The sequence below is a fragment of the Corynebacterium choanae genome (assembly GCF_003813965.1).
GTDB classification, from domain to species: Bacteria; Actinomycetota; Actinomycetes; order Mycobacteriales; family Mycobacteriaceae; genus Corynebacterium; species Corynebacterium choanae.
In genome coordinates this window covers 797,672-813,526 of the sequence record NZ_CP033896.1, presented here as the reverse complement: position 1 = coordinate 813,526, position 15,855 = coordinate 797,672, and the positions used below count along the sequence as shown (strand labels likewise).

Sequence of the window (15,855 nt, the reverse complement as noted above, 5' to 3'; positions counted from 1 at the left end):
ACCCCGAGCAGATCCCTTCCGCGACGCTCGCTCCACGGCGACGCAATGATGCCCCCACTGTGGAAGGTGACCTCGCAGCATTCCAGCGAATCTTCCAAACCACGCGGGGCGTAAGGGTGCTGCCCGCGCACCCAGGACTATTGCTCTGCGACTTGTTTGCCATAGGGGAAACACGTCACCGGAATCATCTTTACATTCGCGATCGCCAACGGGATACCGACAATTGTCACCGCCTGTGCGCAGGCAGTGGTGAGATGCCCCAAAGCCAGCCACATACCACCACACAGAAACCAGATCACATTAGCGATTAGTGTCACCGGATTATCACTAGTCCGCTCCACAATCCGCCGGCCAAACGGCCACAGTGCATAGCGCGCCATTCGCAGCGAAGCGACACCAATCGGGGCGGTAATAATAGGAATACAAGCCAGCAGACCGAACAGCGCGTAGCTCAACGACAACCACAGACCACCGGTGACCAGCCACAACAGATTAAGGATTGTTTTCATACCCTTGACTCTAACCCCACCGGACCGACACCCACCCTGTATTAGTGGGCAGAATCACGTTCTCCTGGCCGACCAGGTTATTCCCACAACGACCCCGCCCACCAGCATTGTCACCCACTACCCCCACTACCCCGGCAGGGCGTGCATCTTCTTCCCGCAAGGAGCAAATTGTTCCCATCAGCGTCAGCAGCTCCCCGCCGGGGTTAGTACTTGCAGATGACCCGTAATGACAGCTACCCAGCCCTGCCCCGCACCCAAGAATCCAGGGTCAATATAGGGCTGTTTGCCAAGTGAATCATCATCGCTGCCCGGTTACGACCGCATCCCGAGTCGTTACCTCACAACAAGGGTGGTGCTGGCAGCGTGCAGTTGAGTCACGGTGTGGTCGGGGGTGAGCAAACCAAACGAGCAGACAGGGCGCCTTCCAGCATTCTGGGGCTAGCGTTACCGACGCGGTGTTGCCAGGTATTCACCAGCGAAATTCGGTGTCAATAACTAGAACACCAGCAGCTAAAGATAGTACTTTGGAAGATGTTTGTGCAGAGATCCGGTATAGCTGCAACGAAACTGTGCGCCTGTTACCGGCCAAGGCTTATCCCACCCGGACGCCGGGTGTTGGATCCAGCAGCGCACCAGCATAGCTGTATAGAATCCAGCTATACCCTTATCGCAGATGTCGTCACAGCTGCGACCGAGATACTTCAATTGTCTACACAGGAGAGATATTCGTGATCGGAAACTCCATCCCCGGGCATGTTCGGGCTGCCGCCGGTATGCCACCGAATGCTGCTACTGACTTTAAATATTGGACCGGACTGTCCACCGCAGTTATGGAGCAGCTTGCCGATAACTGGTATTCCACCGTGCAGGCTTACCGCGCCACCCGGCAACAGCACTATTTTTCGGCCGAGTTCCTCATGGGTCGTGCCCTGCTGAATAACCTCACCAACCTCGGCTTGGTTGACGAAGTATCCAACGTCGTCGACGATGCCGACCGTACCCTCACCGACGTGCTGGAGGCAGAAAACGATGCTGCCCTCGGCAACGGCGGGTTGGGGCGTCTTGCTGCCTGCTTCCTTGATTCGTGTGCCACCCAGGATCTGCCGGTGACCGGCTACGGTATTTTGTACCGCTACGGGCTGTTCAAGCAGATCTTCGACAATGGCTACCAAACCGAATCCCCAGATGCGTGGATGGAAAACGGCTACCCCTTCGTCGTTCGTCGTTCCACTTGGCAGCGCAAAGTCACCTTCGACGACATGGTGGTGCGGGCAGTGCCGTATGACATGCCAATCACCGGCTATGGCACCGACAATGTTGGCACCCTGCGGCTGTGGAAGGCAGAACCGGTCGAAGAATTCGACTATGACGCGTTTAACTCGCAGCGGTTCACCGACGCGATCGTCGAACGTGAAGCGGTCATGGACATCTCCCGGGTGCTCTACCCGAATGACACCACCTATGCAGGGAAAGTCCTGCGCGTGCGCCAACAGTACTTCTTCGTCTCCGCCTCGCTGCAGGAGATGATTGACAACTTCATCGAGCATCACGGCGATGATTTGACGAAGTTCGGCGAATTCAACTGTATCCAGCTCAACGACACCCACCCGGTGCTCGCCATCCCAGAGTTGATGCGTCTACTGATGGACGAGCATGGCCTGGGTTGGGAACAAGCCTGGAAGGTGGTGCAGGAAACCTTCGCCTACACCAACCACACGGTGCTTGCCGAAGCCCTCGAACAGTGGAACGTGTCGATCTTCCAGCAGCTGTTCCACCGGGTGTGGGAGATTGTCCAAGAGATTGATCGTCGCTTCCGCCTGGAGATGGCTGAAGCTGGCTATGACCAGGGCAAAATTGACTATATGGCGCCAGTCAAGGACGGCAACGTCTATATGGCGTGGATTGCCTGCTATGCCGCATATTCGATCAACGGTGTGGCTGCCCTCCACACGGAGATCATTAAGGCGGAAACGTTGAAAGACTGGCACGATGTGTGGCCAGAGAAGTTCAACAACAAAACTAACGGTGTCACCCCGCGCCGCTGGCTGGCAATGTGTAACCCGAAGCTGGCGGCTATGCTCACCGAGCTTTCCGGATCCGATGCGTGGGTAACCAACCTTGATGAGCTGAAAAAACTCGAGCATCTGCGCGACGATGATGCAATCATGCAGCGTCTGCTGGAGATTAAAGATGCGAACAAGCAAGCCTTTGCCGAATGGTTGGGCGAAGATATCGACACCAGCTCCATTTTCGATGTGCAAATCAAACGGTTGCACGAATACAAGCGGCAGCTGATGAATGCGCTCTACATCATCGACCTGTACTACCGGGTGAAGGAAGGCGAACAGGTTCCCCCACGGACCTTTATCTTCGGTGCGAAGGCTGCCCCGGGTTACGTGCGAGCCAAAGCCATTATCAAGTTCATCAACGCCATTGGCGAATTGGTGAACAATGACCCGGAGGTTTCGAAGACGCTGCGAGTCGTCTTCGTGGAGAACTACAACGTCTCCCCGGCAGAGCATATTATTCCGGCCGCCGATGTTTCCGAACAGATCTCTACCGCAGGCAAGGAAGCATCAGGTACTTCGAATATGAAGTTCATGATGAATGGTGCCCTGACTTTGGGCACACTTGACGGTGCCAATGTCGAGATTTTGGAAGCTGTCGGCGACGACAACGCCTACATTTTCGGCGCCAAGGTCGAGGAACTCCCGGAGCTGCGTGCACACTACAATCCGCAGGCAACCTACCAGGAAACCCCGGGGCTCAAGCGCGCACTCGACAGCCTGGTCGATGGCACGTTCACCGACGATGGCACCGGTATTTTCCACGATCTGCACGCCAGCCTGCTGGAGCAGAATTCTTGGGAGAAGCCGGATCAGTACTATGTGCTTGGCGATTTTGCTGCATATCGGGAAACCCGCGACAACATGGCTGAAGACTACTTCGCTGATCGTCTGCAGTGGGCACGGATGTGCTGGACAAACATTTGCAACTCTGGTCGTTTCTCTTCCGACCGGACGATCTCGGACTATGCCCGGGAAGTGTGGAAGATTGAGCCGACGCCAATCAAGCCGAAGAAGTAACGCGAAAACTTCACCCGCTCGCTGCTTTGTTTACCGCCCGCTGAAGGCGGCTACTCGCTAGCTTGGTGAGGTCACCGAATAGGGGCAGGACGATAATACGTATCGTCCTGCCCCTGTTGTTTTGTATGCCACCAGCGATAGCGCCGCACCCGTTGTTCGAAGTGTTCGAAACGTTCATACCTGACAGGTGTCTGGTAGCTACTATGATATTTTGGACCCAGCATCCGTGCGACTATCTGATTCGTGCGAACTCCGCCATGTGAGTCCCGCCAACATCTGGTTCCAGGTGTGGTGTTGCAAGCCCCGACATTCTTTGGAGAACTCCGTGACCTCGCCTGCAAATAATTCCGATGCGTTTCCTTGGGAACAGCCAGCAGAACAGCCAGCCCAGCAGTGGCCGGGTACTACCCCGCAACCGGCACAACAGTGGTCTGCTGCAGCACAACCTGCAGGAAATCCCTATCCGCAGTCAGCGGTGCAGCCTTATGCTCAGCAGCTGCCGCAACCGGGTGCTGTAGCACCTGGCGTACCAGGATCTGCCTACGCCTACGGGGTGCAGCCTAAAAAACGCCTCAACGCTGTGTTGTGGTGGATTTTCCTTGGCGGATTCGGGGCGCACAACTTCTACCTCGGGCAAACTGCAGCTGGCTTTGGCAAACTTGCACTGCTTGTCGTCGCGCTGCTGTTCGAAATCACCATCCTGGGCGCGTTCATCAGTATTTTCCTGTATCTCGCGCTGTTTATCTGGAATGTCGTGGATTTGGTGAAAATCATCCAGGCCCCGGATCTGGTCTAACCGCTTGCAGTTGGCGTTGCGTGAGCGTCCGTGCCATGGTTACCTGCTATGACATCGAAATAGGATGCGGCAGGTGATGCTATGAACTCGATCGTTGGCAACATTGCTGTTGCGGTAGCCGCAGGCAAGCGCTTAGGCCGATGTAGCGAGGAGCTTTCTTCAGCCATGCCTACACGCGGACAGGTTGCGGCCCGGTTTACCGTCGATGGTCTCACCTGGGACGGGATCGTTGAACCAGACGGGTTACGTGGACATTTTGTCTTCCTCCCGGAGGCGGTCACGCTTTCGGTGGGTGATGTTGCCCAGATCACAGTGGTCGTTAGTGACACCTGGCCAGAACCTGAACTCGACGCCGATATTGCTGCGGCTTTCGCGGCAGCCGAGGAGATTTCTGCGACTTGGGAGTCGATAACACCGCGCGCCCGCTGGGAGTGGGTGCGGTGGATCTCTTCGACGAAAGTGGCGGCAACCCGGGCAAAACGCATTGCAGTGGCTGTCGACAAAATGCGCAAAGGCAGCCGTCGTCCGTGTTGTTTCGACCGTTCCTCGTGCACCGATCCGACGATTGCGGTCGGCGGCAAACTGCGCCTTGACGCAGGCCAGTAGCGCCACTTTGGAAAAAACGCCGAAGTCTTAGGCGTTTCCCGGATCATGGCTGCGGCGAACCCGCGGATAGCTTTGGAGTACGGGTGTGCTAGCGGGGTGTCTCCGGTGAAGGCTGGCAGCGTGGACAAAACCAGATGACGCGTTCTAATTCGCCTTCGTCACCACCGGCATCAACCCCGCCAAGCATGGCTTTTTCAATCAAGGTTCCGCAGCGACGGCAGGGTTTGCTGTAGCGGCCAAACACATAGCTCGACTCGCCGGCACCACGGATCCCGGTGGTGACCCTGTTTGGGGAATCTTTATTCGCCCACATGAGGCGCCGGGCAAGATCAACGATCTGTGGCAGATTCACGGTGCCGACTGCGGCGGTGGGATGCACCCCTGCTAAAAAGCAGATCTCTGCCCGATATTCGTTGCCGATACCAGCAAGATTTTTCTGATCCAATAATGCGGCGCCGATGCTGCGCTCGGGGCGCAGCGCGAGACGCCGAATGGCTTCTTCCCGGCCGCCGTTGAGCCATGCTGTTTTTAACAAGTCAGGGCCAAGATAGCCCATTTTTTCCCGATATTCAGCGGTTGGAAACACATCAACGAGCCCCAGGCTGTGGCCGACGATTTCAATGTCGCTGGGATAATCCGGTTCCCCAGTGACCCGCAGCACCACCCGGGCAGTGTGCCCAGGTTTGCGCCACCGGGTGCCGGCCGGATGGATAGCCCAAGTGCCTTCCATTTTCAGATGGGTGTGCAAAATGTGTTCCCCGAAAGCCATAAACAGGTGTTTGCCAAGTGGCCACACTTCCGTGCAGGTGCTGCCGGTAAACGAGGTGGTGGCATAGCGGGGTACCCGCAGGCTGGTGTGGGTGACTTGCCGTCCGGTTAAAAAGTGGAGGCGTTTTGCCAGCTGATAGACGGAATCACCTTCCGGCATGAGTGGATCCTTCCCGGGTAGTGCAGCCCCCTTACCCGAGCTGGGTTGCGGGGGCTGCAGGTTGCTGCATTGCTGCGAAGATTTGACTAGTGGGGAAACACCACCAGTGGTGTGCCCATGCTGCTTTAGCAGGCGGTGGGTGCAGGTTTGGATGGGGTGGTGTTAGCGACGATTTGGACCATTTCTGCCGCGCCGATATCCGCCACCGGGTGGAATATAACGGCTGTTTGGGTCAAGCCGCGGATCCGTCGCAAGGCTGGGGTCGGTGTCGGAGGTGTGCAGTACGGTGGTGGCTCGAATTCCGCGGCGCGGCCCGGTGGAATGGTCGGCGGTGCTGGTGTGTCCTCTGCTGCCGCCGATGATCACCCCTTTCGGATGCAGTGTTGCCCCGCCGGCTTGAAGCGCATCGAGCAGCGGTGAGGAAAGCGCACTATGTTCACCCACTTTTTCTACCGCAAATTTTTTCATATGCCCTTTGTGTACTGCGGTAACTAATGCTTCCACCACCAGGGTGGCAGTCGCTGCAGGGGTGATGGGTAACTGATCCGGGAACAGGGTCAACGTTTTTCCACCCCGGGTGAGGTGGGCGGCAAGCAGGCCGTCCGCGATCACCACTATTGCCCCAGCTGCCCGGTTAGGACGGTGTGCCGTCTCCGGCCAGGGCAGCGCCGCCCCATAGGGGTTTGCCGGATCGCTTGCCGCCAATACACACACCACCGGGTTGGTAGCACCTGAGGGCCATCCGGCCACATCTGGGCTGTCACCGGCGGCCCGCAGCCGGTCAATAATCGCCGGCGTAGAGAATTGGGCGGCACCCAACGAGTCGATGAACATGCCCCGCATCGCTTTGCCGGCCGCTTCAAAACGATCCAACACCTTGTAGGCAAGCGCAAAACCGCCGGTGACTTCCTCAGCGGTGACAGAGCCCCGGGTGACCACCCCGTAGCGGTCAAGCCAGGCTTCGCCGTGCGCCACCGATCGGGCGGTCGGATCCGGATCGGCGGCAGGGGTCAGCGCAAACCGGCCAACCGCATCCGGTGGGGTGGTAGTGCGACGAGTTTGCGACAGCTGACTAAACCGGGTGCGTCCCATCCGCAGCCGGCTGCGGGCCGGTGTTCGTTTCGCCCGGTGGGCGGCCGCCGCCCCCGTGGCACCAGCTAAATGGGCGCGCAACGGGGCAAATCCGTCAATGGTGACAATCCCCCGACCGATCAGCACCCACAAATCATCCCGCAGACTGGCATCATCAACCGGATACGGCACAGCCACCAGCGCATCCAAATCAACCGGCTCATCGCCAACACTACTGCTAGCGGGAGCACCAATGGTGCGATGATCCACCACCACCCCCTGCTCGAGGGCTTGTTGAATCGCCGGGAAATAGAATCCCCCACCGGATGCGAGCACGCTCACAATCGCCAACTGTCGATCAGTGAGCCCTTCCCAATCAGGTTCAGTAATCAACTGGGCCGCATAATCCACCGGCAGCAGCATAATCCACGGATCTTTCGCTGCCGCCATGGCACACCCCACCACCAGCACTTCCCCGGCGCGGGTGAGTTCGTCAAGCATGGCAGGGTCATAGTCGACCACCCGGGAGGGGAAAATCCAGGTTTCCCAACAGCTCGCCGGAATCCGCACCCCGGCAAGCTGTTCAATCACCGCAAACACCCCGTCAACCCCCACCCCGGTGGGCTGTTGATTAATGTCTTCAATCCCATGCCAGCCAAGGAGAAAACGGGTATAGGCAGCCTGAGAGACAGGTTCGATCTGTGCGCGGGCGTGCGCTAGGCAGCGTTTCCGAATGAGCTGTAACACTTGCGGGGCAATATATTCCTCCGCGGTTTGCGACTGCCGCACCTGCATTTGCAGCAGATCCCCGGCGGCGACCAGGCCGGCAAGTACCGTGTGGGCGGCCGCAGGCGCTAGCCCGAAACTGGCGGTGACATCGGCAAGGGTGAACGGGCCGCGGGTTTGCGCAAACCGCCGCAGCAGCTGCTGCAGCGCATCGGGGATGATTGCCTGCTGACACGGCACCCCCGGGGGAACAGGAACACCCAGCCCGTCGCGGAGCAGCGGGGCGTCCGCGCTTTGCGCTAAATACCAGCGGCCGCCGATGCGTACCCGCATCACCCGGGAGCCCAGCGTGGTAGTGAGCACTGTTGCTAGACGCTGCGCGGTGTCTTCCCGATTGGACTGATCAAAGTCAGCATGATCGGTGCCTGCTGCGGCCGTGTCGAGTTCAGGATCAGACGATATGGAAGCGGCATGTGGATTCGCGGGAGTGGCGACCAGGCCGTCGGCGGCACTGGTTTCGGTGGCGCGAAAACTCACCATCTGCGGCAAATCATCCAATTGCACCGGTCCGACCAGCCGCAACGTGTCGGCGAATTCTTCCGGGGTGCGGGCACGCCGATCCGGACTTTTCCGGCGCAGCTGGGCATCGATCTCGTCGATGATCTGCTCATCCAACAGTTGGGCAAGCTGATTTTTCCCCAACAGTTTCGCCAACAGTGTCGGATCAAGCGCAAGAGCAGCCGCCCGCCGCTCCGCGAGCGGCGAATCCCCCTCATACATGAAGGCGCCGGTGTAGTTAAACAGCAGCGATGCGGCAAACGGACTGGGCTGTTCTACCGTCACTTCCACAATCCGAATAGCGCGCTGCGCAAGCTGCTGCTGCACCGCCACCAGCGAATCCACATCGTACACGTCGTGCACACATTCACGGACTGTTTCCAAAATAATCGGAAATGTGGGATATTTGCGGGCCACATCTAACAGTTGTGCCGCGCGTTGCCGCTGCTGCCACAGCGGGGCACGGGCACCCGGATTCTTCTTCGGCAACAGTAACGCCCGGGCAGCGCACTCCCGGAACCGGGACGCAAACAGTGCCGAAGAACCAACCAGTTCGGTAATAGCATCGGCGATAGTCTCCGGGTCGAGCACAAACAACTCCGCCGACGGTGGCTCCGCAGAATCGGGCAGGCGCAGCACAATCCCGTCATCGGCGGCCTGCGGCCACGCCTCCATCCCAGTGGTTTCACTAATCTGCTGACCAACCAGCAACGCCCAGGCGGCGTTCACTCCCCGCCCAAACGGGGTATGAAACACGATCCGCCAATCGCCAACCTCATCGCGGAACCGCTCAAAAAGCAGGGTTTGCTCATCGGGCACCATGCCGCACGCATCCTGCTGTTCGCTGATAAATCGGGTGAGGTTTTCTTTCGCCCACGAGTCAAGCGGTGTCGCAGCAAGCCGCTGCGGATCGGTGGCTACTTCCCGCCGCAGCGCACCAACCGCACACCCCAACTCATAGGGGCGAGAAGCCTGCTCCCCTGACCAAAACGGTAGCCGCCCAGTATGCCCCGGTGCAGGGGTAACAATCACCTGATCTTTAGTGATGTCTTCAATACGCCACGAGCTTGCCCCCAACGTGAACACGTCACCAACCCGGGATTCATACACCATCTCTTCGTCGAGTTCGCCAACCCGTCGCGGCTGCCGCCCCGATTCGCCGGTGCCCAGCAGAAACACCCCAAACATGCCCCGGTCGGGGATTGTTCCCCCGGAGGTGACGGCAAGCCGCTGCGCGCCGGGGCGGGGAATGAGCTGGTTGGTGGTTTCGTCGTGGATAAGCCGGGGTCGCAGCTGGCGAAAATCAGTGGAAGGATATTGGCCGGTGACCAGTTCGATGCAGGCATCAAACACTTCCCGGGCAAGGGTGCGGTAAGGGTAGGCGCGACACACCACCCCATACCATTGGTCAATGTCGAGCGGTCCTAGGCTGGCGGCGGCAACAGTCTGCTGGCAGAGTACATCCAGCGCATTGGTGGGGATATGGATTGCCTCGATATCGCCGCGAAGCATCCGTTCCACGGTGACGGTGGTAGCCACCAGGTCGGCGCGATGTTTGGGATATACCGAACCGCGAGATACTGCCCCGACGGTGTGCCCGGCGCGCCCTACCCGTTGCAGTGCGGCAGCCACACTGGGGGGTGCTTCCACTTGAATCACCAAATCGACTGCGCCCATGTCGATTCCCAGTTCGAGGGAGGAGGTGGCGACAACACAGCGCAGTTCGCCGGCTTTGAGTTGTGCTTCGATTTCGGCGCGTTCGTCTTTGCTGACTGAGCCGTGATGGGCACGGGCAATCACGGTGGGGGCTTTGCCGATTTCGTCGGCGGCAACCATGACTTGGGCTGGTGGTCGGCGACCGGGCAGATGCAGTGAGGCGGGATCATAGTGTTGCGCATAGATTTCGTTGATTCGGCTGGTGAGCCGTTCAGCGGTGCGCCGCGAATTCACGAAAATCAGCGTTGAACGCTGCTCCATGATTTCTGCGAAAATACTTTCTTCAATAAATGGCCAGATTGATCCGCCGGCGCTGGTGGCAGTGGCCGCGCTGGTGAGCGCATGTTCCCCGGCATGGGGCACAGTGTTGCCAAAGGTGGCGGCACCGGTTGGGGGGAAGGTGGTGAAATTTGCCAGCTGCTGGTGCAGCAGTTCCCCAAGCGGGGTGACATCGCTGTCGGCTGTTTCGGCGGGTTCCGCAGCAGCGTCGGTAGCATCACCGGCGGATGGTTCTGCATTGGGGAAGGTAAACAGGTCGCTGAGATTCGTTTGCGGCTGGTCGGTGGCCGGTTGCAGGGCGCGGGGATGCAGGGGCACATCTGGTGCAGTGTCGAAACTGGCGTCAGCATCAGATCGGTGCGGAGCATTTCCTGCATCTTCGACAGTATGCGCCGGGTGATCGTCTGGGTCTGCTGATGGTTGTTGCCGCTGCAGAGCTAAGTGGTGTTGCAAATCACCAGGATTACTACCGGCCACCTCTGTCAGCTGATCGTCGACGACCGCATTGCCGATGGTGGATGCCGGTTCCGGGGTTGGCAGGTCAGCCATGTCCGCGACGGGGACGCGGACAGCCACATCCCATTGTTTGTGTGCCGGTGGGGCAATAATCGTCACTTCCCTATCGCCGGTGAGGAATCCGGCGACCGCTTCGAGGGGTTGCACTGTCGCCGACAGGCCGATGCGTTGGATTGGTTTGCCGACGAGCAGCTCGAGGCGTTCAAGTGACAACGCCAAATGCACCCCCCGTTTCGAGGCTGCCACCGCATGAATCTCATCAATGATGACAGTGGTCACCCCTGCCAGGCTGGCAGCTGCTTTGGAGGTGAGCATCAGATAGAGCGACTCTGGGGTGGTGATGAGAATATCTGGCGGATATTTCACCTGCCGGGTGCGTTCTTTCGCCGGGGTGTCGCCGCTGCGCACCCCCACCGAAATGTTGGGTGCCGGCTGCCCCAGCCGTACCGCAGTATGGGTGATCCCCACCAGTGGGGCACGTAAATTATGCTCCACATCGACACCGAGTGCTTTCAACGGTGAGATATAGAGCACTTTCACCCCGGCGCCAGGTGCGTCAGCGGGGAGTGGTTGCGCGGGGGTGGAGGGATCCCGCAGCACCTGCTGGGCAGGCTTTGCAACGAGCTCGTTGAGTGCCCACAAAAACGCGGCTAACGTTTTGCCCGACCCGGTGGGCGCCACCAGCAAAGTATTCGCCCCCTGCGACACCGCATTCCAGGCTTCCACCTGCACTGTTGTGGGGGAATCGAATACGTCACGAAACCAGGTTCGTACTGCTGGGGTGAACTTTTCAAGCACCTGAGAGCCGTCAGCCATGGCTTCCATAAAACCATGAATAGGGATCGACAACAATCCTGCCCGGCGGGCGGAAACCAGACGGCAAAATCAGTCGTGACTATGTGACAAAACCTGTGTTTTGGGGGCGACGTGCTTCCCCCATCGCCGGGTCGCCACCGCCGCCGCAGCGGGGCATGTGGTGGAAGTGCCTTCCAACGGTCACTACAATGATATAACCATGACCAACCATGTCGATGATGCCAATCTCACCGCTCGCCTGGCGCAAGGAACCGGCGACATTTTGAAAGGTGTCCGTGATGTCGGTGTGCTGCGGGGACGCTTCCTCGGGGACGCCGGCGATGAGCTGGCACAAAACTGGATCGCCCGGGTGTTAGAGCAGCACCGGCCAGAAGATGGATTCCTCTCTGAGGAAGCTGCCGACAATCTTGAACGCCTCGAGAAGTCCCGGGTGTGGATCATTGACCCGCTCGATGGGACGAAAGAGTTTGCCACCGGCCGGCAGGACTGGGCGGTGCACATCGCTTTGGTCGAAGACGGCAAACCGAAAACTGCCGCAGTGGCACTGCCCGACCTTGGAGTGGTATTTCACGCCGATGAGGCGAAAGCTGTGACCGGCCCGTTGGCGAAACGCATCGTGCTTTCCCACAACCGGCCACCAAAGGTTGCCTACCATGTGTGTGAACAGATGGGGTTCACCCCGGAGCTCATGGGTTCCGCCGGGGCGAAAGCAATGTATGTGCTGCTCGGTGATGCGGACGCCTATATTCACGCCGGCGGCCAATACGAGTGGGATTCCGCCGCACCAGTCGGTGTCGCCAAAGCAGCCGGCTTGCACTGTTCCCGCCTCGACGGCTCAGAGATCACCTACAACAACCGCGACCCCTATCTGCCTGATTTGTTGATTTGCCGCCCTGAACTGGCGGAAGAAATCTTGCAGCACATCGCCGACTTTAAAGAAGAACACGGCACCTATGCGCTGACCGACTAGATCGGCTGCTGGAGTTCTTTTCGCAACCACTGTTGCACCACCCGCCGCTGGTGAATGAAAACCTTTCCTCCTGCCGCTGCCGCGCCAGGTGCTTCCAGCGGCGGGTTTTCGCATCCCTGTCGTGCACACCGTGCCGCCCCTTACCACCCCAGCGGACGCCGCTCCGCCTGCGGGAAACACGCGTATTGGGGGTGGGCTTAATTGACAGACCAGTTAAGGTAGAAACCATTATGGTTACCCCTGCAGCAATCCCCACCCCGTACGAGGATCTTCTCGCCGATATTATGGCCAACGGGATTCATAAACAAGACCGCACCGGCACCGGCACGACCAGTGTGTTTGGCCGGCAGCTGCGGTTTGATTTAACCGCCGGATTCCCGCTGATCACCACGAAAAAAGTGCATATGCATTCCATTGTCGGTGAACTGCTGTGGTTTTTACGCGGCGAATCCAATATCAAATATCTGCACGACCACAACGTCACCATTTGGGACGAGTGGGCTGATGAACACGGCGAACTAGGCCCCGTCTATGGGGTGCAGTGGCGCAGCTGGCCGACCCCGGACGGCACCCATATTGATCAGATCACCGGGTTACTTGAGCAGATCACCAACCAGCCGGATTCCCGCCGACAGATTGTTTCCGCCTGGAATGTGGCCGCTATTGATGCGATGGCATTGCCACCATGCCATCTGCTGTTTCAAACCTATGTTGCTGACGGCAAATTGTCGCTGCAGTTGTATCAGCGCAGCGCCGACATGTTCCTTGGGGTGCCGTTTAATATTGCTTCCTATTCGCTGCTGACCCACATGTTGGCACAGCAGGCCGGTCTGCAAGTCGGTGAATTTATTTGGACCGGCGGCGACTGCCATATTTACGATAATCATCGCAACCAGGTCACCCTGCAGCTGAGCCGGACGGCACGCCCCTATCCTCAGCTGCAGCTCAACAAAGCAGCTGACCTGTTTTCTTACGACTTTTCCGATATTGTGATCAGCGGCTATGATCCGCATCCGCCGATCCGCGGCCAGGTTGCGGTGTAAAAACCACCACCGCTGTTGGGATATTCCTTGCCCAACAACAGATGCACCAGCTCAGCTGTAGCTTCTCGATCGGTGTACACCTTGAACAAGTGAGGATGAATCCCGGTGACCGTCGCCGCCGCCGACCATATTGACTACGCCACCATTAATGCCACCCCTGGTGTGCATGCGATTTGGGCACAGTCCCGCGATGGGGTGATCGGTGACGGCACCACCATGCCGTGGAATGTGCCGGAAGACTTGGCACATTTCAAACACGCCACCCTTGGTCATCCTGTGCTGATGGGGCGACGCACCTGGGAATCATTACCGGCGAGGTTTCGTCCCCTCCCCGGGAGGGAAAATTTTGTCCTCTCCACGACCCCAGCCGGGGACTGGTCGACTGGGGCAACCGTCACCACAGCACTGCCGTCCCGTGACACTGTGTGGGTCATTGGCGGCGGTCAAGTGTATGCAGCACTCTTGGCACAGTGCACCCATGTTCTGATTACGAAGATCGACACCGAACTTGGCGAAGTACTCGGCACAACCGCAGTCACTGCCCCACCTGTGCCGGCGGCTGCCGAGCTTGTTGCGCAATCCCCGTGGCTTAGCAGCGACACCGGTCAGCTTTCCCACGATCCTGCCCGAAGTGTGCGCTATCAGATCATGCACTATCAACTCCCCCGCTAGCATGCTCGTCGCGCCTGTCCACACAATAAGCTTGGGATAGGCTACTGCTTGACGCCTTCTGACACACAACACAAAGAACCGGGTAAGACCTGCCGCACCGCGGATTGTGTCTATCCCCCGCATCGTTGGCCGCGCCCTGCAGTCCAGCCTGCTCGCAGTACCATCCACCGGTTTTAAGCGAATAGGAGTCGGTGTGATTGCACCGAAGAGTAGGGGGTGGTTTAGCGCAGATAGTACGGTGTGGAACCTTCCCGCACTAACGCCACCGCCAGCCACAACGCACCGAACAGCACAACAATCCACGCCAACGTGGTAAACGCTGAACCAATCAGCCCACCGGTGATCAACGCCAATGGACTTGCCAATAAGGCAAGCCGACGCATCCCGTCAATACATACCATGCCGATTGCGGTGAGCAGACAACATCCCGCAATACTGGCAGTAGCCCACGCACCCAACATGAGTTCTGGGGCGGCGTCTGGGCGGGTTGCTTGCACAAACAGCCCCACCGCAGCCGCAATAGCCAGCACGGTAATTATCCACTGCACCACAGTGGGCAACACACGAATCGGGGCACGACCACGAGACCCGCGGGCATGATATGTCACAACAACACCTCTTCCAACCGGAAACTTCCTTCTAAAAGCATCCGAACAACACTAGCAGCCGCAACACAACCAGCCCTGCAAGTTCCTCTGACAAGGGCGCATCTCCCCCGCCCGTGCACCCAGCAGCGCACAATCGGCAAACGCCTAGCTGGCTGGAATTTCCCGCAGCAAATAGGTGTCCATGATCCAGCCGTGTTCTTCCCGCAGCTGCGCCTTTAATGCGGTGATTTCCTCCCCGACATCGGCCACATAGCCTTGCCGTAACACCTGCTGTGGGGTGCCAAGATAGGCTCCCCAATAAATATAGGTATCAGGACCTGCCACCTCGGTAAAGGCTGTGCCACCATCCAACATGACCACACAATTGCGTCGATCTTCCTTACTCGTCGCAGGAAGCATCCGCCCGGTTGTGACATGAATGGCCTCACCAATTCGGTTGAGCACGATCGCATGGGCTGCGGTCAACGCCGCAATTGCTGTAATACCGGGATACACCGTCACCGTGATCTCAGCATCGGCCACCGTCCGCATATGGTCAATAATCCGCAACGTGGAATCGTAGAGCGCCGGATCACCCCACACTAGAAAACCCACCCGGGATTCCACCCCAAAACGCTGCACAATAGTGCGATATAGCAGTTCAGCACGGGCATGATGCCACCGGATCACTTCCTGCTCATAGTTCTCCGGATGCCGGTCACGGGGCGGATCGGCAACAGTCACTAACGGCACATGCGGGGCATGGGTTTGTAAAATCGTTTCCCGCACCGCTAATAGGTCATGTTTCGTATCCCCTTTGTCCAAGGCGATAATCCCATCGACTTGCTGCAAACAGGCCACCCCGTCGAGGGTGATATGACCGGGGGAACCAGCCCCCATCCCTATAAGCTCACAATGCATCTGCGGTTCCTCCCATGTGACGAATACTCAACTGTGTCACTTGCGACACCATCCA

General features: G+C 58.5%; 11 protein-coding genes. 6 read left to right on the top strand and 5 right to left on the bottom strand.

Annotation, left to right across the window (positions count from 1 at the left end):
- Window positions 1–137: 137 nt before the first annotated feature.
- Window positions 138–509 (bottom strand): YccF domain-containing protein, encoded by a 372-nt coding sequence (locus CCHOA_RS02965; RefSeq protein ID WP_123926673.1) that lies wholly within the window; start codon window positions 507–509, stop codon window positions 138–140.
- A 728-nt stretch (window positions 510–1,237) separates the two neighbouring features.
- Here CCHOA_RS02965 and CCHOA_RS02960 point away from each other — a divergent pair.
- The 3 genes from CCHOA_RS02960 (at window position 1,238) to CCHOA_RS02950 (ending at window position 4,997) form a co-directional block, all read left to right on the top strand.
- Complete coding sequence (locus CCHOA_RS02960; RefSeq protein WP_281273278.1) at window positions 1,238–3,595, top strand: glycogen/starch/alpha-glucan phosphorylase; 2,358 nt, start codon at window positions 1,238–1,240, stop codon at window positions 3,593–3,595.
- Window positions 3,596–3,920: 325 nt separating this feature from the next.
- Window positions 3,921–4,391: a TM2 domain-containing protein gene (locus tag CCHOA_RS02955; RefSeq protein WP_164472362.1), complete on the top strand. Its 471-nt coding sequence runs from the start codon at window positions 3,921–3,923 to the stop codon at window positions 4,389–4,391.
- 81 nt (window positions 4,392–4,472) lie between these two features.
- Window positions 4,473–4,997: a YdeI/OmpD-associated family protein gene (locus tag CCHOA_RS02950; RefSeq protein WP_123926667.1), complete on the top strand. Its 525-nt coding sequence runs from the start codon at window positions 4,473–4,475 to the stop codon at window positions 4,995–4,997.
- Window positions 4,998–5,085: 88 nt separating this feature from the next.
- Here CCHOA_RS02950 and CCHOA_RS02945 read toward each other — a convergent pair whose 3' ends face one another.
- Both CCHOA_RS02945 and CCHOA_RS10875 read right to left on the bottom strand, forming a co-directional pair.
- Complete coding sequence (locus CCHOA_RS02945; protein WP_123926664.1) at window positions 5,086–5,925, bottom strand: DNA-formamidopyrimidine glycosylase family protein; 840 nt, start codon at window positions 5,923–5,925, stop codon at window positions 5,086–5,088.
- A 162-nt stretch (window positions 5,926–6,087) separates the two neighbouring features.
- Window positions 6,088–11,607, bottom strand: a complete 5,520-nt coding sequence (locus tag CCHOA_RS10875; protein ID WP_245992227.1) for an Lhr family ATP-dependent helicase — start codon at window positions 11,605–11,607, stop codon at window positions 6,088–6,090.
- A 199-nt stretch (window positions 11,608–11,806) separates the two neighbouring features.
- On the opposite strand from CCHOA_RS10875, the gene CCHOA_RS02935 reads away from it, so the two are divergent.
- From CCHOA_RS02935 to CCHOA_RS02925, 3 genes are all read left to right on the top strand, one after another.
- On the top strand, window positions 11,807–12,577 hold the full coding sequence (locus tag CCHOA_RS02935; protein ID WP_123926661.1) for a 3'(2'),5'-bisphosphate nucleotidase CysQ: 771 nt from the start codon (window positions 11,807–11,809) through the stop codon (window positions 12,575–12,577).
- A gap of 230 nt (window positions 12,578–12,807) precedes the next feature.
- The gene (locus CCHOA_RS02930; protein ID WP_123926658.1) at window positions 12,808–13,620 is read left to right on the top strand and encodes a thymidylate synthase; all 813 of its coding nucleotides are present in this window, start codon (window positions 12,808–12,810) and stop codon (window positions 13,618–13,620) included.
- A 162-nt stretch (window positions 13,621–13,782) separates the two neighbouring features.
- Complete coding sequence (locus CCHOA_RS02925; protein ID WP_123930703.1) at window positions 13,783–14,292, top strand: dihydrofolate reductase; 510 nt, start codon at window positions 13,783–13,785, stop codon at window positions 14,290–14,292.
- 221 nt (window positions 14,293–14,513) lie between these two features.
- Here CCHOA_RS02925 and CCHOA_RS02920 read toward each other — a convergent pair whose 3' ends face one another.
- Both CCHOA_RS02920 and cobF read right to left on the bottom strand, forming a co-directional pair.
- Complete coding sequence (locus tag CCHOA_RS02920) at window positions 14,514–14,900, bottom strand: hypothetical protein (RefSeq protein WP_123926655.1); 387 nt, start codon at window positions 14,898–14,900, stop codon at window positions 14,514–14,516.
- Window positions 14,901–15,044: 144 nt separating this feature from the next.
- Window positions 15,045–15,800: a precorrin-6A synthase (deacetylating) gene (gene cobF / locus CCHOA_RS02915; RefSeq protein WP_123926651.1), complete on the bottom strand. Its 756-nt coding sequence runs from the start codon at window positions 15,798–15,800 to the stop codon at window positions 15,045–15,047.
- Window positions 15,801–15,855 lie beyond the last annotated feature (55 nt).